Source organism: Lysinibacillus parviboronicapiens (genome assembly GCF_003049605.2).
In the GTDB taxonomy this organism is placed as follows: Bacteria; Bacillota; Bacilli; order Bacillales_A; family Planococcaceae; genus Lysinibacillus; species Lysinibacillus parviboronicapiens.
This window is the reverse complement of record NZ_CP073713.1, coordinates 4,576,605-4,594,848: the sequence shown is the minus strand read 5'-3', so window position 1 is coordinate 4,594,848 and position 18,244 is coordinate 4,576,605. Positions and strand designations below refer to the sequence as shown.

The window sequence follows — 18,244 nt, the reverse complement described above, 5'->3', positions numbered from 1 at the left end:
TATGTAGTTAATGATAAAGGAGAATAGTATGTACACAATTGGACAAGTAGCTAAATTTTTAGGTGTATCTAGAGATACTTTGAAATTTTATGAAGAAAAGGAATTAGTAAAACCTAAGCAAAACATTGAGAATGGGTATAGAAAATATAATCGTTTTGATATATATGACATAACCACAGTAAATTTTTATCGAGAAATGGATATTGAAATAAAAAAAATCCAGGAATTAAGAAAAAGCAAGAGTATAGAGGGGATAAAATCATTAGTAGATGAGAAAGAGCAAGAGGTATTAAAGGAAATAGAATATAAAAAGCTTATTTTAAAAAAGCTTCAGATTGTAAAAGAAGATTGCGAAAAAATTAAACAATTTTTAGGGAAATACACAGTAAAAGAAATGAAACCCTTAGAAATAAGAGGAGAAATAGAGCATTACACTGCATATGAAGAATATGAAACGCTTAAAGAGAACAAGGACAGTCTGAAAAAAGCAGTTACTCTAACTTCTTTAAGAAGGGTCATAAGATTCAATGACGAAGGTATGCTAGAAGATAAGTTTATCATCGTAAGAAAAGTAGAAGACTTTGATAAAGATATTGAAGGAGAAATTGTATCTCATCCAAAATGTATGTATACCGTTATTGAAGATGGAAGGTGGTCAACTGGTGGAAAAAATACTGATCATAACGTGGAAGCTAGTTTAAGAAAAGCAGCAATAGAAAATGGGTATAAACTGTTAGGGCTAGTTTATATAAATCTATTACTTACCACTTATGAAGATGGACTTGAACGTGTATTCTTAGAAATGTATGTACCTATAAAATAATACAGACATATATTGACCTGTGGGTAACCCCTAGGTTTAAGCTGAATGTATTCGTAAATATGAGCGTATGATGTTTACGAAATACTTCGTTTGAAGAGGGGATTATACATGGATAATGAAAAGAAACTAAAAAAACCAGTAGCAAGTTTTATTGTGCTAACCAATATCATTTTTTTTCCACTTTTTTGTCTTGTAGGAGTCATAAAAATGTTAGGGTTTCCTGAATGGGTCTTTCATGTAATGCTCTGTATATCAGCTTGGTCCTCAACCTTTGCTTTTGCAGTGTTATTTAAGAAAATCTATCCTGGGCAGAGTTTTATACAATTTGTAAAAGATAAATTCAAGAATAAACTTAAAGTTTCTGTGATTCTTACTGTAATTATGATTCAAGTCTTCATATTTTTGATGGTAATGTTTTTCGTAGCTACTAACAGTGAAGCAGACACAATTTTTAAGATATCTTCGTGGGGAATGCTGATTTATTTCTTTTTGAAAAATCTTCTGTCGGGGCCACTAGGAGAAGAAATAGGGTGGAGAGGTTTTGCTCTAATGGAGCTCCAAAAGAAACATTCGCCATTAAAAGCTTCGATTATCATCGGATTTTGGTGGGGGATGTGGCATCTACCCATATGGTTTACTACAGGATATGTGGGCATTGATTTAATCAAATATATGCTATTCTTTATGTTTGCAATCCTAGCCACTACAATTATTATGACCACATTTTATAACTTAAATCAAAATTTAATTATTCCAATTACCATCCACCAATTTTTTAATTTTTTTATTGGCATTATAAACGGAAACTTAGTGGATTTAATCATGTATAACGCAATTGTTTATTTAGCAGTAGCAGTCTTAATCATCATTATAAATCCAAAGAAAATATTTTATGGCAAGGAAGCTCCTATTAATGCCAAGCAATACATGATTTAGTGATCGCTAGTATAACTTTCTGTTTAAACTACTGGGAGCGATAAAGAGGCTGTCAAAAATAATTCAAACAATACAGTCCACCTTCCGATCTAGTAAAAATCCGCTTCCCTTTTCACGCGGGAAAGGCATGAGCCACACGAGCAGACGCTCTCTGCTGAAGCTCATGCTCTACTTCCTTCCGCTACGTTGCACACATGCTCTTTGAGCTATGTTCATGATAGAAGTTTATACACGGTATAACAACTTATTATTTTATATCCTTTGTCCAATCAGCAACTTTAGCTTCATTTTCTTTGATCCATTTTTTTGCTGCATCCCTAGGATCAGTGCCTTCCATAATATCATACATAACACTTTCTATATCTTCTGCAGTCCAGTGGAAGTTATCGAGAACACTGTATGCCCCCGGATTATCCTCTTTAAATCCTTTACGTGCAAATGTCCCAATATATTCTTCTGCTCCATATATTCCTTTAGGATCATCTAAGTATTTCAAATCAAATGCGTTAAATTTCCAATGAGGAGACCAACCTGTAACGATGATTTCTTCATTATTCTCAATCGCTTGCTTAAGGGCTGCTGTCATTGCTCCTGCAGATGAGGTAAGTACAGTCCAGCCTTCAAGGTTAGGATAAATCTTATACGCATTTTCTGTAGTAGCTGTCATATTGGCACCTGGCTCAATGCCTGTTATGGTTTTACCAGCTTCATTTGTTAAATCTTCGATAGAGTCTACATCCATATAACTTGGGACGACTAGGCCAATTTTGGCCCCTGTTAGATTTTCACCTAAATCTACTATTCTATCTTTGTACTTCTCAACTTGTGGAGCATGCGTTTGTGGTAGCCAAGCTGACACCATGCCATCAACTTCACCATTGGCAAGAGCCTCCCACATAATGCCATTATCAAGTGGTGTTAGAGTTACATCATATCCTAAATCCTCTAGAACTTGTCCTACTACATTAGTGGACGCTATTTCTGTATCCCATTCTACATACGCTAAATTGACTTTTTTATTTTGGGTGCTTGTATCATCTGAACCACAGGCCGCTAATAGTAAAAGTAATGCAAATGCTAAAACTAGCTTTGATAATCTATCGAATCTCATAAAATCCCCCTCCTTATTGCTTTCTCTATTTTATAAAACGAGCCAAATATACCTAAAAATTAGTAAGTAACAACTTAATGTTATCAAAGGGTTGTTACTTTTGTCAAAAGGCATTGAATAAAGAAGCCGTGCATTTGTTGAGGAAATACAGTTTAAAAAGTGGCATGAGAGTAAGAGAGAAGAAGTTTGCAGATGTTCTAATTTGAGACCTTTTCGTGTTCATATAACAAAACCCGATTTCATCACAAGGAAAAAAGTATAAGATAATATATGAAATGAGAGGCTAGAATTTTTGTAAAGACGTAGCAATATGCCTGTCCAATCATTTGTTAAACTTTCAATCAATAAAGATGAGGAATGGTGTAGCATGCGTATTTTTAGAAAAATTGACATTGAGCAGTTACAAAATGAGAAGAGTGAGCTATTTGACAAACACGTACTTAACATATTGAATGGTCAGGTTATGTATGAAGAGTTTAAAGATAAAAAATTAATGGGTAGTTGTGATTATGCACCATTTAATGAAACGATGTGTATAAACGCGAACTACTAAATTTCGTGTACTGTCGATATATGTATAGTAAGCTACTTTAAAAAGTCAAGGTTTGATGTCTTGAATTTCTTGACCAAGAAGGGTGATATGCGCTTTTGTAAATGCGTCCTGAAGCAAATCCTCAGCTAAAGTATGATTTTTGGTAAGTGAATATAAATAGCGATATATATCATTCATGTAGGTGATATATTGTTTCAAGTTCCATCTTTTCCCACCTTTCACTCTATTCTCGGACAAGGGCCAAAAAAGGTTGCAAAATAATTTAAAAATTATTATAAAGTGTTAAATCCAGGAACTGATGTTGGATTAAAAAACGGCTTAAGCCCAATGGAATAAAGGGCTCAAGCCGTTTTATTTATTTTACAAGAAGAAGGGTATAGAATTTTACTTTGACCGTTTAAAGACGATTTTCCAAAGTGCAAAATTAATGATGAATAGAGCGATTAAGTAAATCATAAATCCATAAGGAAGAGTTGCCATGAAATAGTGTAATCCTGCCAACATACCTAATGGAATGAATAATAGTAAAGATTTCCAACTTTGCGCATCGCCGATTTCATCATAGGGCTTTGTGAAAGGAATTTTACTGCCCAAACCGATATAACATATTACAGTGTATATACAGCTTGCTGCGAAAACTGACAATAAATCCGGGATGATTCTTGTGCCATAAATAAAGCAGAAGATTATGCTGAGAACAATATTTAAAGGAAAATACAATTTAATCAAAAATGCTTTTAAGCTGCCTTTTTGTAAGTCTGTATAGTCCTTGATAGGAAAGATTTTATATATCCAAGCTGCTTTAAACTTTCCTGAATGTCCTAGCATGAGCACAGCAGACGGAATAATAAGCATGCTAAAATATATATTCAAATAGCCCATGCTAACAGAATAATCAACCTCATCGGACCTCATCGTAAACATAAAAATAAATGGGATAATAAAAGAAAAGCCTAAGGAAGGATATACTTTCAATTTAAACTCTCGCTCTTGCTTCATCATCAGGGATGCGAAGCGGTAGAAAGCTCTTTCCTCATTTGTTCGGCAAATGAACTTTAATAAAAACTCCTTCAGCTGATTTTTCTTGGCCTTTTTGGACTTACTTGTGTTTAATAATTTTTGTAGATTGCGCTCAAAGGTCGGCACCAGCTTTACATAAAGTCCTATCGACACAATTGGTATGACAATAGCAAAAATACAGTATAGCACTGTAAATAAAGAGTTATCACCATTAAGCAGTAGCTCATAAGGAGCGGCAAACCACATGGGAATTAGGAAAATACTCCACCAATGAAACGCAACGACAACATCAAAATTGACAAATTCAAAGGACCTAATAAGAACTTGATAGCCAATCATCAACACCAATGACAAACCGATTTGTACATAATTGATGAGATCCTTCAGCTTTTCTCCATCAAAAAATCTCAAGATAACAATATATAAAATGGCAGTTAGAACAACAATGAAAATATTGATTAGAACGAGTTCGAATGCCGTTAAAATAAAAAATATAATGCCTTGTGTAAACAAGCCGACTAAAAGTGGAATGGTCGTTAAGGCTATAGTTAAATACGCCAAATAGATAAATATATGCATAAATTTGGCTGCATTCACCGTTTTAGTAGCGATGGGCTTAGTTGAGAGGATACTTCTATCACGTACATCCAAAAGTACTGAAGAAAAATCAGAAATCATCGACGTCATAATCAAAAAAATAATCATTGCATAAGCGATACTCATCTGGAAAAGATAGTTTTGGCCAAAGCCTATCAAAGGAATTAGCACAAGTCCGAATAACGTATAAATCCACAAAGATTTGATATAGCCATATTTTTTGTCTTGCTTTTTTTTATTTGCTGCTTGGTTAAATAATGTTGGTACCTTGCGTTCGTCCATTGTTAGTTTAATATGGAGAATTTTTCTCATGATGTCATAATCGATGCCCATTTTCACAAATATAAATTGAAATTTATCCAGTAGTTGTAGGGTTTTGAAATCGTTCATTACATGCCACCTTGTACAACTGAAACAAATTGCTCACCAATTTCTTTATGATCATGGAAGCCTGTCAATTGATTGAAAATCCCTTCCAAAGTTCCCATCGTATTGTCCGCTTGTAGCTGGGCAAATGTTCCATCTGCTGCGATTTTTCCATCGTTCAGCAAGATGATGCGGCTACTGATTTTTTCGACAACATCCATAATATGAGATGAATAGAAAATAGTTTTTCCTTGGGCAGCCAATTGAGTCAAAATCTCTTTAAAAATCATTACACTATTTGCGTCTAACCCATTGATTGGTTCATCTAAAAACAGTAAATCTGGATTATGTATAAGGCTAGCAATTATTAACAGCTTTTGTCGCATTCCTTTTGAATAAGAAGAGATTCTTGCATGATATGCTTCACCAACACCAAACAATTCCATTAAGGTTTTTGATTTATCAGCAGCAACCTCTAATGTTTGGCCATAAAGCTGGCCGATGAAGGTTAAATACTCATACCCTGTTAAATTATCATAAACATCAGCTATTTCAGGTACATAGCCAATTCTTCGTTTATATTCAATACGATCTTGTTCGATAGGCTCACCGAAGAGCTTAATTTCTCCACCATAATCGCCTTCAATCCCCAAAATGATTTTAACAGTTGTGCTTTTACCTGCCCCGTTTGGACCGATATAGCCAATAATTTCGCCTCTTGAGACGTGCAAGTCAATTCCTTTTAATATTTCCTTATTGCCATAGTTCTTCGTCAAATTCGTAATCGTCAAAATTTCTTGCTGATCCATTTTACCGCTCCTTTCGTTTTTTCTGTCTGTCTTATATACGGCTGAATACATAAATGGTTTCGGAAAAATTAACCATATATTGAAAAGCTAATAGTATCTGCAATTGCAATAAGAAAGCAAGAAATTCTACTGTCTGTTTTGTGTATGAGTATACAATTGGAATAAACTAAATGTACTTAAAATTTTGGGCAACCGCTGCTAAAGAAAAATACATATGGCGTGGACCTTTTGGGATAGCTATAGTTATGTAAAAATGATAGTAAGGAGGTCAGAGAGTGTTTAATGATTTTAAGCTTATGAATGATCGTCCAGTTTATATGCAAGTAAGAGATTATTTAAAAGAGATGATTAAAAAAGGCCATCTGTTGGAGCATCAGAAGCTACCTTCAACCCGTGAACTTAGTAAATTATTATCAGTCAGTAGAAATACTGTTCTTACGGCCTATGCAGATTTAGAACAATATGGTCTAATCTACGCAATTAAAGGAAGGGGAAATTTTATCGGAAAAGTCGAAACGTCCAAAATGCCATCCATTGAATTTCATTGGAAAGAGAGGCTCAATGAAGTGACATTACTAGCGGACGAATTGGACTTGATGAAGCAAGATGTCTTGTCGGAAAAAGGCATAATTTCATTCAACAGTATTGCACCAGAAGAAAAGCTTTTTGATGTCGAAAATTTTAAAAGGGCTTTTCTGACTCGAATGTCTATTGAGGGAGATATTGTGTTGAATTACGGCTATGCAAAAGGTTACAAACCCCTTATCGAATATCTTCTTCACTATATGCAATTGAAGGGTGTAGATATTTCCAATAAGGATATTCTTATCACGAACGGCTTTACAGAGGGTTTGGATATTTTATTATCTTCGATAGCTAAAAAATCCGGACGTGTTCTTTGCGAGAATCCTACGCATCATGCCGCTTTAAAGCTTTTTCGCTTACATGGATTTGATATTCACGGAATCGACATGATGGATGATGGCATTGACATCGAGAAGGTTGAGGAAAGCTTGTCACAAGGGACTTTTGATTTTGCCTATCTCATCCCGTCTTATCATAATCCAACGGGAATTGTTACCTCCTCTGAAAAGAGAGCAGAAATTATTAAACTATTTTCAAGCTATCAAATTCCTATTGTAGAGGATGGTTTTAATGAAGAATTACGTTATTCAGGCTCTCATCTAGCCCCGTTAATGACTTTTATTGGCCCTGGTAACCAGGTTATTTATATTAGCAGCTTTTCCAAAATTCTCTTTCCGGGCTTACGTGTTGGTTGGATTTTAGCAGATAAAGAACTAATCCACTGTTTAGAAAGTGTAAAAAGGGCACGTACTATTCATACATCTACACTGGATCAGGCTGTGCTTTATCAATATTTGCATGATGGCTATTTCGAAAGATACTTGAAAAAAGCTAGGTCAGTATATAAGAAAAAATATGAACTTGCTCGACAAGCATGTAATCAATATATACCTTTTAAAAGAATGACAGGGGATGGCGGTCTCCATCTCTTTATAGAATTAGAAGAAAGAATGAATGCTCGTGTACTTTTAAAAAAGTGCTATCAAAAGGGTGTTGTATTTTATCCTGGAGATGTTTTTTACAGCGATGGAGGAGGAAGTAACACATTTCGGTTAGGATTTTCCCGGTTAAAAGAAGAGGATATTGTCCAAGGCATTAAAATCATTGGTGAAACTTTGAAAAATGAAGTGGGGAGTTGAAAAAATGAAAGTTGGCGTTATTATGGGAGGTGTTTCTTCAGAAAGGCAAGTGTCTCTCATGACAGGTGAAGAAATGATTACCCATTTAGATAAGGATAAATACGAAGTTGTCGCTATTAAACTAAATGATAAAATAGAGCTGATTGACAAGGTGAGAGATATTGATATTGCTTTGATAGCGCTTCACGGCAAGTTTGGTGAAGATGGTTCAATTCAAGGTGTACTTGAAACCTTAGATGTACCATATACCGGAAGTGGCATGCTATCAAGCGGTATTTGTATGGATAAAAATATGTCAAAAAAAATTATTCGCTATGAGGGAATTCAAACACCAGATTGGCTTCATATTTCGGATATGAATGAGCTTCAGATGGATAAATTAGATAATATGGGCTATCCATTGGTGGTAAAACCGAATTCAGGCGGTTCCAGTGTAGGAGTAAAAATAGTATACGATAAAGATTCATTATTATCCTCAGTGGCAGACGTATTCAAATGGGATAGTGAAATCATTATTGAAAAGTATATAACAGGCGAAGAGATTACATGTTCTATTGTTGATGGAAAGCTGTTACCGATCATTTCGATTCGTCATACAGCCGCGTTTTTTGACTATCATGCAAAATATGATGATGCCGCTACAATTGAAGAGGTTGTAGAACTTCCAACAGCAATACATGAACGGGTCGCCGAGGCTGCAATGGCCTGCTATAGCGTCTTGAAATGCACGATTTATGCCAGAATTGATATGCTCATAAAGGATGGAATTCCTTACGTCATGGAGGTCAATACATTGCCGGGTATGACAAAAAATAGCTTACTGCCAAAAAGTGCTCTTGCAGCGGGAATCACCTATACTAAGCTGTTGGATAACATTATTGAAAGTTCCTTACAGGTTAGGACAAGTGAAGGATATACTATTGTATAGAACAATAAAAGGAGTTCCTTTTGCCAACAATGAAACTTAGTAGAACATGGATAATCAGAAAAACGCCATTTTGATGAAGATGTTTCAAAATGACGTTTTTTATTTTCTGTTAAATGAGGCTGGGACAAAAGAGAAAAAGTGTTAGATTGACTGATGTCGATCTAACACTTTTTGCTGTGAACGATGATGTCCACTACGGCGGACGCTTTCCGGGGGCGTGGCCTGAGCCTGTAGTCTCAGGCGTCACGCTAATCCCCCAGGAGTCGACGCCTTCGCTACTAGTGCTCTCTTCTAATTTTTATTTATGCCAAAGGAAGAACGTCTAAATTTTTCTTCATTTTAGATAGCAACAATTTAATAATATCTTTGCTCCTCTTTCTTAAAATTTAAAGTTTTGTCCCAGCCTCATCATTTCTTTTCTATTGGATGTTCACACAGAAAGGATAACTCTAATTAGTATTTCAGACAGCTTTGTGTCCTATTAGTTTAAGATTTAGATAATTCTATAAATCCATGTCCAAAGACATCTCTGACATCGTGAATGGCAATAAAGGCATCCTTGTCTATTTCTTTGACAATTTTCTTTAGCTTTACAACTTCCTGTTTACTAATGACAATATATAGGATTTCTTTTTGCTCCTTCGTATAATAGCCATGTCCTGATAGGACCGTCACGCCTCGATTCATAAACGCACTCACTTGACCGGCAATGGCCTCTGGTTTTTTTGAAATAATGGTAACTGCCTTTTTAGGATTCACACCTTCAATAACAAACTCCATTACCTTTGTTCCGACATATAGCATAATGATAGTTAACAACAACGCCTCTGTCCCGATAATAAAATAAGATGAGAAAGCAACAATTAAATCAAAAAATAATAAACCATAACTAATACTCCAGCCAAGATATTTGTTCGTGATTCTAGCTAAGATGGTAGAACCTGCTGTTGTTCCACCAACCCTGATAATTAAGCCAATGCCTACTCCAGCAAATACCCCACCGAAAATGGAATTCACAATGATTTCATTTGAAGAGATGGACCATGTTTCTGTCAAATGTAAAAAAAGTGAATGGAACGTTACGGCAATAATCGTATAAATGGTTGTTTGCCTATTTAAAAATTTATATCCAACCACTAATAAAGCTGCGTTTAGCACGAAGCTCACAATACTTGGCGACCAACCAAACAGATAATAGGCGATGATTGTTAAACCTGTTACGCCACCTTCACCTAAATCATTCGGAATGACAAATAAGTTAACTGCCAGCGCAAAAAGCAGCGACCCGATCATAATCATTAAAATATCCAAAACGTATTTCTTCACACACAACACCACCATAAATTTGATTTCTTCTTAAGTACATACTATATCAAGTTTTTTATATATTTTATACTTTTTGTAATGTTGCTGAAAGTCGAGAGGAGGAAATCATTCCGTCTCGGCTTTTTATAAATAATAAACAAATATGTTGACGTAATTCTCAACACCATGTTATTATTATCTCGAATTCAAGATATTTAAATTCAAGATAAATTAATTCGAAGCATTTACTGTCTAGAAAAATTTATCTTTTACAAAGAAGGAGCTAACAAAATGAATTTTTTAAATAAATTCTTTACTTCAAACAAAGAGGAGGAACATAGAATGGCAGAATTAAACATCGGAATCATTTTAGGATCAACGCGTGAAGGTCGTGTAAGTCCACAGGTAGCACAATGGGTGAAAGAAATCGCAAATCAACGAGGAGATGCTAATTATACAATTATTGATATTGCAGATTACAAATTACCTTTACTAGGTGAAACGGGGCAAGATGCTTCGGGAGCTCAAGCTTGGTCAGAGGCTGTTGCAAAACAAGATGGTTTTGTGTTCATCGTGCAAGAGTACAATCACTCGATTACAGGTGCTCTAAAAAATGCACTAGATTATTTACGTGAAGAATGGAATAACAAAGCTGCGGGTATTGTATCATATGGATCTGTAGGCGGTGCACGAGCAGCGGAGCATTTACGTGGCATTATGGGTGAGTTGTTAATTGCGGATGTACGTGTACACCCAGCACTATCATTATTCACAGATTTCGAAAATGGTACAGACTTTAAACCAAAAGCAGTTCAAGCGGATTCTGTTAACCAAATGTTAGACCAATTAATTCCATGGTCAAAAGCTTTATATACAATCCGTTAATATTGCAGATTGAGGGACAACATAACGGGGCAAAGTATGGGTGAGGAAAAACATTTAATCATGAAAGGGCTTGTTAATATGAAAAAACAGACAGCGGGTATTCACCATATCACAGCTATTGTAGGTCATCCACAAGAAAATATTGATTTTTATGCTGGCGTACTAGGTTTACGTTTAGTAAAACAAACGGTAAATTTTGATGATCCCGGCACCTATCATCTTTACTTTGGTAACAAAGGTGGGAAACCAGGTACCATCATTACGTTCTTCCCATGGACAAATGCTTATCAAGGACGAATTGGTGATGGCCAAGTTGGAGTAACGACTTATGTTGTACCAGAAGGAGCGCTACCATTTTGGATTAATCGTCTTGCGAAATTTGCTATTCCATTCAAAAAAGCTGAACGTTTTAGTGAACAAGTGATACAACTGGATGACCCACACGGACTTCATATTGAAATCGTTGCACGTGCGGAAGGTGAATTAAATGAATGGACTTTTGGTGAAGTAACTCCTGAGGTTGCCATTAAAGGATTTGGTGGTGCAACACTATATTCAAGTCATCCTGATGAAACAGCAAAAATACTAACAGGTGTTATGGGGCTTGAAAAAGTGGCGACAGAAGGCGAGTATACGCGCTATAAATCCAGTGCTGATATAGGGAATATCGTGGATTTAAAAGTAGTTCCTGGCCAACGCGGTCAAATGGGCGTAGGGACAGTACATCATATTGCATGGAGAGCACAAGATAATGAGGATCATTTAGATTGGCAACAGCAAGTAATGAGTCATGGACAACATGTAACAGAAGTAAAAGACCGTAATTACTTTAATGCTATTTATTTCCGTGAACCCGGGGAAATTCTATTTGAAATTGCGACAGATCCACCAGGATTCGCGCACGACGAAACACCTGAGACAATGGGGAGTCAATTAATGTTACCAACACAGTATGAGGAACATCGTGAACGGTTAGAAAGAACATTGATCCCAATCAGCGTTCGCTCAGTTGATTAAAAAGGGGGCAAATGTTTTGATATCGATTGAACCTAAGAACAATACAGAGCGTGAAAACTATAAATTATTAATTGGTAGCATTATTCCGAGACCTATTGCTTTTGTTACAACGAAGTCAGAGCAAGGGATTATCAATGGCGCACCTTTCAGTTATTTTAATATTGTGTCGTCAAACCCACCGATGATTTCTTTAGCCATTCAAAGACCAAATGGGCGCTTAAAAGATACAGCTCGTCATATTCATTATCAACAACAGTTTGTTGTGCATATTGTAGATGAGGATAATGTAAAACAGGTGAATGAAACTGCGGCTTCCTTGCCTGTAACTGAGAGTGAAATCGACAGAGCACAATTTACTCTTATTGACAGTCAGCGTATCAAGATACCAGGTATTCAAGAGGCAAAGGTCCGCATGGAGTGTCGTCTAGTACAAACGATTCCTTTGATGAATGGTGAGGAACAGACGGGTGATTTGTTTATTGGAGAAGTTGTTCAATTTCATATAGATGAGGCGATTTATCATGAAGGTCGCATTGATCCAAGGAAGCTACAAGCGGTTAGTAGGCTAGCGGGTTCTAATTACGCAAAAATTGGTGATATTTTTGCATTAGAGCGACCATAATTAAGCCATGTTGATGTGCAGTGTTCCAAGATAAAAGGCGGAAATGTTGATTTAACAGCATTTCCGCTTTTTTTGTTATAAAATTCTTGCTATATTCACGAAATCTTCAGTCGTTAGAAGGACATCAGTTGCTTCTACATTGGCAGCCACTTGACTTTTATGTTTTCCTCCAGGAATAACAGCATCAATACCTTCTTGCGCTAATAACCAAGCAAGCGCTAAATTTGATAATGTTGTTTGATGTTTCTGTGCAATTCCCTTTAATGCCTCTATTTTTGCTAATGTTTGTTCAAATAGCTCACCATGGAATAAAGGATTTGAAATTCGCCAGTCGCCTGCATCCAATCTGAAGTCTTTTGTATATTTACCACCAAGTAGCCCATATGCGAGTGGACCGTATGGAATAAATGAAATATCATGTTGAATACAGTAAGGCAATAAATCTTGCTCTGCTGAACGGTTTAACATATTGTAAGGAGATTGTAAAACTGAAATATCATTATGGCCATTGGCTTCTTTTAGTTGATCTACTGTTACATTGGAAATCCCTATTGCTCGGATTTTTCCTTCTTCTTTTAGACGTGATAATTCACCAATAGACTCAGCTAGTGGCGTATCGTTATCTGGAAAGTGTAAGTAATAAAGATCTACATAATCCATTTGAAGGCGCTGCAAGCTATTCTCAAGTGCTTGGCGTAAATATTGAGGATTATTATCTACTGTGACAGATCCATCTTCAAACCAATGTTTAGCACCCTTTGTCGCTAACACGAAATCGTCTCTTCGATAATTTTTCAGTACTTCCCCGACAATTTCCTCGGAACGCCCTTTGCCGTAAATGTCTGCTGTATCAATAAAAGTTATTCCTAAATCAAGTGCAGTGGAGACTAGTTCCTTACCATCTTGTTCATTTAAGTTTTCAAATAAGTTATGTCCACCTACAGCATTTGTACCAAGACCAATTTCTGAAATATTGATCGCTGTTTTCTTTAACGTATGAAATTTCATCATCCTACCTCCTCGTGTTTTCTATTATCAGCATAGGGCAAAAAGAATTTTTTACCAACACACCTACATATTGTTTCAAATATAGAAACAAAAGCATTTTAATTGTAACAGAAGGAAATTTGCAAATGGAAATATTAGTCTAATAGATAATTAATTTCTACCGTCATTTGTTGACTTGCCTCCACTAATTTTTTTACATACGAACGAATGGCGTTTTTTTTAATTTGTTCAGTCGTACCATGGAAAGCAATTGCTCCGATTGCTTCTTTATTCAGATAAATTGGAACGGCAATGCAGCATTTACCTAAATTGGTTTCCTCGTTATCAACCGCATATCCTTGTGCTTTAATGACCTGTAAATGAGGAATCAATAATCCATAATCATAAAAAGTTTCCGTTGTATATGTATGAAGCTCCATATTATTTAACATTGCTTGCTGTCTGTCAGGTGAGAGGTGAGCTAATACTACTTTGCCAAGGGCACTTGAATGCATAGGTGTTCGAGAATCGATGGCATGAAAAGCAGGCTGCTCAAAAGGCTCCCTAATGACATTTTTTATGACCATTTCGCAATCTTCTAAAATACCAATATAAGTTGTTATTTGTTCTTGCCTTGCTAGGTGATAGGGCGCTATGAGAGAAGCCCATTGGATATCATGATGCCAATATAAATGTTCATTCCTAAAAATATGGGAATTTAAGTGATAATACTTATTATGTTTCGTAACATAATTCATTTTTTCTAATGTATAAAGCATGCGAAAAACAGAAGTCTTATTCATTGATAATTCTTCCATAATTTCAGTTAAAGTAAGCGCATGCTTTTCACGTAGTAAATCCAAAATTAAAAAGCCCTTTTTTAAAGTTGATACCTCATAGGAATTCAATTCAACCTCTCCTTCACTAGTAAGTGAGTAATTCTATTGGTAGGTGTTTGTGTTAATTGTAATTGGGGGTATCTCTATTCTAATCATGCTTGGTCAAGGAATTATCGAAGGTATGCGTTGGCAAATGTTATTCGATGTCCTTGCATGCCCAAGCATCGATTTCAACTTTAAAGGATGGTGCAGCTAATGCCACTACATAAATCATTGTCGTACACGGTAGATGATCACCAAGAAAATCCTTTACGATCTGTCGTCTCCGATTAGCGTCATTTTCTCCGACAAAGTAAAAAACCAGTTTGGTCAAATCTTGAATCCCCATGTTCGCAGATGTAAGATTTTTTAGGATATTGTCTAGTGCGATTTCAAGTTGTTCTAAGGTATCTTCAGGTACTGTTCCATCTACGCTCATCCCTAATTGTCCAGATAATGTCAGCCATCTAGTTGGTCCAGTTACTTCAATTTGGTGGACATAAGGAGCCACTGGAGGGTGAATGTCCTTTGGATTTCTTGAGGTTTTCATAGAATCATCCTTTGCTGATTAGACTTTTTATAAAATATCATTCACATTCGAAGAAGAATAACGTCATTTCGATTAATCCTTTGTCAAACAGCGTTTTTAGCTATATAGTTAAAATAGGTCTGTTTTTACTTATTCTTTTGGATTATGTGAATATTCTTCTAATTATGGATTTTTTAGCTGTTAAGCTCAATGATTTATCATTTTTTGAAAGTGTATAGCATAAAAAATATTTGTTTAGATATCAAAATATATTTTCTACTTTCCTATTATATATGTTAATGTATCTCACGATAAATGAACAAATCAAACCGTAAAGGCAGAGAAGCCGTTTTTTTGAAGGGTGTGAATGCATGGTTGATTTTTTTCGAAGTAATGGATTTAAACGTTTTATTATTCTAATAGGGGTCGCAGTTGCACTATATCTGATGTGGAGTATGATCAATCTTATTCTGCTTACATTCATTATCACCTATCTGATGAATGAACTCTCTACTAGTGTGACGAAAAGGCTCAGACGAATCGCACCGATAAATGAGAAAGCTGTGATTGTTACGCTTTACCTTCTACTTGTAGCGGGTATTGTTGCCGTTATCTATAAGTATTTACCAGTCGTAAGTCAGCAAATTACACAATTGTTTAATCTAATTGCAGCATTTAACCTCAATCCGAATGATAATGAGATAGCGAGGTATTTGGCTCCAACTTTTGAGAAGATTGAGCTAGGTAAATATTTGGAGCAAGGTGTGGACCTCACACTTACAAATCTCACGAATATTGGTAAAGTTATCATGCATGTGTTCATCGCATTGATTTTAAGCTTGTTTATTCTTCTCGAAAAAAAACGCATTACGGAGTTTACAGCGAAATTCAAGGATAGCAAGATTGGTCCACTTTACGATGAACTAACGTATTTCTGCAAAATATTCGTGCGGTCGTTCGGTAAGGTCATCGAAGCACAATTTGTTATTGCAGCTGTGAACTGTGTTGTATCTGTTATTGCGTTGTACTTCATGGGCTTCCCACATTTGATTGCATTAGGAATCATGCTCTTCATACTTGGATTAATCCCTGTCGCAGGCGTTATCATTTCATTGATTCCACTCAGTATTATTGCCTATAGTATCGGTGGATTAATGCACATAGTCTATATTCTAATCATCGTTGTGGTGCTACATGCACTTGAGGCGTATTTCTTAAACCCGAAGCTGATGTCGGCAAAGACGAATCTTCCAATTTTCTATACCTTTATCGTGATCCTCTTCTCGGAACATTTCCTAGGTGTCTGGGGGCTAATCATCGGGATCCCACTGTTCATGTTCCTACTTGATATTCTTGGTGTTACGTCTGTACCAGAGGTAGATTTACAGAAAAAAGTTACAGTTCAAGATAACAAGGAGAAGCCAATTGACTAAGATTGTCTAATCTAATTAAAATGGAAGCATCGCTCTTAAGCGCATGCTTTCATTTTATTTATTTTATTGTGTAATCTTAATTTGCCTATTGATTTATATGAAATGACGCAAATAATACAATATATTGTAAAATTTGAGAATCCAAGTGTATAATAAATATAGAAATGACAATCTTGTCCTATTAATAGAAAGGGGTATTCAATTCATGAAGAAAAAATCACTGAAGCTTTTATCGTTTGGATATGGGTACTCTACTGCTGTTTTTTTCTAGAATCATTTTTTACGGGAGAAGTGTGCCCAAAAATGAGAAAAAGGAAATACAGTAGAAACTATTAAGAGGCGAGGTAAATAATATGAAAAACACTAAAATCATTAGAAAAAATCCACAGGGAATGCCTAATCCAGTAGGGAATTACACGCATATTACGAAAATTCCTAGAAATTCAGAGCTATATGTGACATCGGGGCAAATTGGATTAGATCAAAATGGTCGAATGCCACATAGTATGAATGATCAAATCACCAATACTTTTCATAATATTAAGGTAGTATTGGATTCGGAAGGTTTAACAGCTGAGAACATTATTAAAGTGAACATATGGGCAGTAGAAAAAATTGATTGGGACTACTTGTATGCTGAATGGGAAAAACTATTCGGCAATGACTATCCAGCAATGACGATTGGCTATATTTCGGAGTTAGGTTTACCAGAAATTCAAATAGAAATAGAGATTTGGGCAGCAAAAGCATAGTAACACACCTCATCCAATCCATGGGAACGTATTGTTTCCATGGATTGTTGTAGTTATCGGAGATTTACCAAACTCTAAAGAAAGATTTTAATGGAAGAACATTGTTTTCTTATGAAAAATAAGGAAAATATCTTTAGTATGTGATATATTACATATTACTAGAATGTGTATAAAATGTTTATGGGGGTCGGAAATGTTGGATCAATTACAGGTAAAGAAAACACTCAAGCGTACTTTTGTGCGTAAGGAAGCCTACACGGTTTTAAGAGATTGGATCGTTGATGGAACCCTAAAACCAGCGCAACAATTGCGCGACAAGGAATTAGCAGAATTATTAGGTGTGAGTCGTACGCCTATTAGAGAAGCATTATTACGGTTGGAGGATGAAGGATTTGTACAGACCAAGCCTAATCGTTCAACTACTGTTTCGCCTATTTATGCTCATGAAGTATTACACCTCTATTCGATTGGTTGGACGCTAGATCGATTGGCTATGGAACAGGCCTTTGAGAAAATTGGGGATGAGCATCTGCAAAGGATGGAGAAAATCAATCTTGAACTTAAAAAAGCAATAGAAGAGAAAAATCAATTAGTAGCGGTAGAGTGTGATAATGAATTCCACTCCACTTATATAGAAGTTTCTACAAATGAGGAATTGAAACGAATACTGGAAGGTATTAAGCAAAAGCTCAAACGAGTAGAATTATATTATTTTGATGAGGTAGAGGATGTTCATTTTTCTTACGAGGAACATAATCTGATTATAACTGCACTAAAACAAAGAAACTTACCTTTAGTTCTTGATGAAATAGAAAAGAATTGGAGACAAAGTTTTTCTAGAATTGAACAGCATATATTTTAATACAAGATAAAGAAGATAGATAAGCTCACAAAAGCTTTCAATCAATAATCATAGTTTATTTGGGCCATAGAAATGGAAATTCTGTAGAAAGAGAGCAAAAATTATTT

Annotated in this window: 18 protein-coding genes and 1 pseudogene; 11 read left to right on the top strand and 8 right to left on the bottom strand. The window is 35.6% G+C overall.

The annotated features are described in order from the left end of the window. The first annotated feature begins 28 nt into the window (after positions 1 to 28). Positions 29 to 823 carry a MerR family transcriptional regulator gene (locus tag C9J31_RS22280; RefSeq protein ID WP_107948602.1) on the top strand — a complete coding sequence of 265 codons (795 nt, stop codon included), beginning with the start codon at positions 29 to 31 and terminating at the stop codon, positions 821 to 823. A gap of 108 nt (positions 824 to 931) precedes the next feature. Continuing rightward, complete coding sequence (locus tag C9J31_RS22275) at positions 932 to 1,759, top strand: CPBP family intramembrane glutamic endopeptidase (protein WP_107948604.1); 828 nt, start codon at positions 932 to 934, stop codon at positions 1,757 to 1,759. Positions 1,760 to 2,006: 247 nt separating this feature from the next. Here C9J31_RS22275 and C9J31_RS22270 read toward each other — a convergent pair whose 3' ends face one another. Next, entirely contained in the window at positions 2,007 to 2,870 is an 864-nt protein-coding gene (locus tag C9J31_RS22270) for a glycine betaine ABC transporter substrate-binding protein (protein WP_107948606.1), read from the bottom strand. Positions 2,871 to 3,180: 310 nt separating this feature from the next. Here C9J31_RS22270 and C9J31_RS22265 point away from each other — a divergent pair. Beyond that, positions 3,181 to 3,414: pseudogene (locus C9J31_RS22265) on the top strand (AraC family transcriptional regulator); the annotation flags it as partial. 54 nt (positions 3,415 to 3,468) lie between these two features. Here C9J31_RS22265 and C9J31_RS24375 read toward each other — a convergent pair. The 3 genes from C9J31_RS24375 to C9J31_RS22250 form a co-directional block, all read right to left on the bottom strand. Then, positions 3,469 to 3,600, bottom strand: a complete 132-nt coding sequence (locus C9J31_RS24375) for a sigma factor (protein ID WP_107948608.1) — start codon at positions 3,598 to 3,600, stop codon at positions 3,469 to 3,471. A 207-nt stretch (positions 3,601 to 3,807) separates the two neighbouring features. Further along, the gene (locus C9J31_RS22255) at positions 3,808 to 5,430 is read right to left on the bottom strand and encodes a hypothetical protein (RefSeq protein WP_107948610.1); all 1,623 of its coding nucleotides are present in this window, start codon (positions 5,428 to 5,430) and stop codon (positions 3,808 to 3,810) included. Further along, a complete protein-coding gene (locus C9J31_RS22250; RefSeq protein ID WP_107948612.1) occupies positions 5,430 to 6,215 on the bottom strand; it encodes an ABC transporter ATP-binding protein in 786 nt (261 codons plus the stop codon). Before C9J31_RS22250 ends, C9J31_RS22255 begins: the two co-directional genes overlap by 1 nt. Positions 6,216 to 6,490: 275 nt before the next feature. Between C9J31_RS22250 and pdxR the strand changes: the two genes are divergently transcribed. Both pdxR and C9J31_RS22240 read left to right on the top strand, forming a co-directional pair. Next, positions 6,491 to 7,939 (top strand): MocR-like pyridoxine biosynthesis transcription factor PdxR, encoded by a 1,449-nt coding sequence (pdxR, locus tag C9J31_RS22245; RefSeq protein ID WP_107948614.1) that lies wholly within the window; start codon positions 6,491 to 6,493, stop codon positions 7,937 to 7,939. 4 nt (positions 7,940 to 7,943) lie between these two features. Continuing rightward, positions 7,944 to 8,867, top strand: coding sequence for a D-alanine--D-alanine ligase (locus tag C9J31_RS22240; protein ID WP_107948615.1), 924 nt, complete (start codon positions 7,944 to 7,946; stop codon positions 8,865 to 8,867). 486 nt (positions 8,868 to 9,353) lie between these two features. Here C9J31_RS22240 and C9J31_RS22235 read toward each other — a convergent pair whose 3' ends face one another. Beyond that, the gene (locus tag C9J31_RS22235; protein WP_107924005.1) at positions 9,354 to 10,193 is read right to left on the bottom strand and encodes a YitT family protein; all 840 of its coding nucleotides are present in this window, start codon (positions 10,191 to 10,193) and stop codon (positions 9,354 to 9,356) included. A 270-nt stretch (positions 10,194 to 10,463) separates the two neighbouring features. Between C9J31_RS22235 and C9J31_RS22230 the strand changes: the two genes are divergently transcribed. The 3 genes from C9J31_RS22230 to C9J31_RS22220 all read left to right on the top strand — a co-directional run bounded on the left by C9J31_RS22230 (position 10,464) and on the right by C9J31_RS22220 (position 12,696). Continuing rightward, positions 10,464 to 11,057 carry an NADPH-dependent FMN reductase gene (locus C9J31_RS22230; RefSeq protein ID WP_107948617.1) on the top strand — a complete coding sequence of 198 codons (594 nt, stop codon included), beginning with the start codon at positions 10,464 to 10,466 and terminating at the stop codon, positions 11,055 to 11,057. A gap of 78 nt (positions 11,058 to 11,135) precedes the next feature. Next, positions 11,136 to 12,074 carry a ring-cleaving dioxygenase gene (locus C9J31_RS22225; protein WP_193767036.1) on the top strand — a complete coding sequence of 313 codons (939 nt, stop codon included), beginning with the start codon at positions 11,136 to 11,138 and terminating at the stop codon, positions 12,072 to 12,074. A gap of 16 nt (positions 12,075 to 12,090) precedes the next feature. Next, on the top strand, positions 12,091 to 12,696 hold the full coding sequence (locus tag C9J31_RS22220; RefSeq protein WP_107948619.1) for a flavin reductase family protein: 606 nt from the start codon (positions 12,091 to 12,093) through the stop codon (positions 12,694 to 12,696). 75 nt (positions 12,697 to 12,771) lie between these two features. Here C9J31_RS22220 and C9J31_RS22215 read toward each other — a convergent pair whose 3' ends face one another. From C9J31_RS22215 to C9J31_RS22205, 3 genes are all read right to left on the bottom strand, one after another. Further along, positions 12,772 to 13,704, bottom strand: a complete 933-nt coding sequence (locus C9J31_RS22215) for an aldo/keto reductase (protein WP_107948621.1) — start codon at positions 13,702 to 13,704, stop codon at positions 12,772 to 12,774. A gap of 134 nt (positions 13,705 to 13,838) precedes the next feature. Further along, positions 13,839 to 14,591, bottom strand: a complete 753-nt coding sequence (locus C9J31_RS22210) for an IclR family transcriptional regulator (protein WP_107948623.1) — start codon at positions 14,589 to 14,591, stop codon at positions 13,839 to 13,841. Between the two features lie 127 nt (positions 14,592 to 14,718). Continuing rightward, entirely contained in the window at positions 14,719 to 15,111 is a 393-nt protein-coding gene (locus C9J31_RS22205; protein WP_107924013.1) for a RidA family protein, read from the bottom strand. A gap of 350 nt (positions 15,112 to 15,461) precedes the next feature. Between C9J31_RS22205 and C9J31_RS22200 the strand changes: the two genes are divergently transcribed. The 3 genes from C9J31_RS22200 (at position 15,462) to C9J31_RS22190 (ending at position 18,137) form a co-directional block, all read left to right on the top strand. Next, positions 15,462 to 16,523 (top strand): AI-2E family transporter, encoded by a 1,062-nt coding sequence (locus C9J31_RS22200; protein ID WP_107924014.1) that lies wholly within the window; start codon positions 15,462 to 15,464, stop codon positions 16,521 to 16,523. A 353-nt stretch (positions 16,524 to 16,876) separates the two neighbouring features. Next, positions 16,877 to 17,275 carry a RidA family protein gene (locus C9J31_RS22195; RefSeq protein WP_107948625.1) on the top strand — a complete coding sequence of 133 codons (399 nt, stop codon included), beginning with the start codon at positions 16,877 to 16,879 and terminating at the stop codon, positions 17,273 to 17,275. A 193-nt stretch (positions 17,276 to 17,468) separates the two neighbouring features. Further along, positions 17,469 to 18,137: a GntR family transcriptional regulator gene (locus C9J31_RS22190; protein ID WP_193767031.1), complete on the top strand. Its 669-nt coding sequence runs from the start codon at positions 17,469 to 17,471 to the stop codon at positions 18,135 to 18,137. Positions 18,138 to 18,244 lie beyond the last annotated feature (107 nt).

Excerpts from the sequence above, each read along its gene's own strand:
- C9J31_RS22280 (WP_107948602.1), top strand. The coding sequence starts at position 29 with ATGTACACAATTGGACAAGTAGCTAAATTTTTAGGTGTATCTAGAGAT.
- C9J31_RS22275 (WP_107948604.1), top strand. The coding sequence starts at position 932 with ATGGATAATGAAAAGAAACTAAAAAAACCAGTAGCAAGTTTTATTGTG.
- C9J31_RS22270 (WP_107948606.1), bottom strand. The coding sequence starts at position 2,870 with ATGAGATTCGATAGATTATCAAAGCTAGTTTTAGCATTTGCATTACTT.
- C9J31_RS24375 (WP_107948608.1), bottom strand. The coding sequence starts at position 3,600 with ATGAATGATATATATCGCTATTTATATTCACTTACCAAAAATCATACT.
- C9J31_RS22255 (WP_107948610.1), bottom strand. The coding sequence starts at position 5,430 with ATGAACGATTTCAAAACCCTACAACTACTGGATAAATTTCAATTTATA.
- C9J31_RS22250 (WP_107948612.1), bottom strand. The coding sequence starts at position 6,215 with ATGGATCAGCAAGAAATTTTGACGATTACGAATTTGACGAAGAACTAT.
- C9J31_RS22240 (WP_107948615.1), top strand. The coding sequence starts at position 7,944 with ATGAAAGTTGGCGTTATTATGGGAGGTGTTTCTTCAGAAAGGCAAGTG.
- C9J31_RS22230 (WP_107948617.1), top strand. The coding sequence starts at position 10,464 with ATGAATTTTTTAAATAAATTCTTTACTTCAAACAAAGAGGAGGAACAT.
- C9J31_RS22225 (WP_193767036.1), top strand. The coding sequence starts at position 11,136 with ATGAAAAAACAGACAGCGGGTATTCACCATATCACAGCTATTGTAGGT.
- C9J31_RS22215 (WP_107948621.1), bottom strand. The coding sequence starts at position 13,704 with ATGAAATTTCATACGTTAAAGAAAACAGCGATCAATATTTCAGAAATT.
- C9J31_RS22205 (WP_107924013.1), bottom strand. The coding sequence starts at position 15,111 with ATGAAAACCTCAAGAAATCCAAAGGACATTCACCCTCCAGTGGCTCCT.
- C9J31_RS22200 (WP_107924014.1), top strand. The coding sequence starts at position 15,462 with ATGGTTGATTTTTTTCGAAGTAATGGATTTAAACGTTTTATTATTCTA.
- C9J31_RS22195 (WP_107948625.1), top strand. The coding sequence starts at position 16,877 with ATGAAAAACACTAAAATCATTAGAAAAAATCCACAGGGAATGCCTAAT.
- C9J31_RS22190 (WP_193767031.1), top strand. The coding sequence starts at position 17,469 with ATGTTGGATCAATTACAGGTAAAGAAAACACTCAAGCGTACTTTTGTG.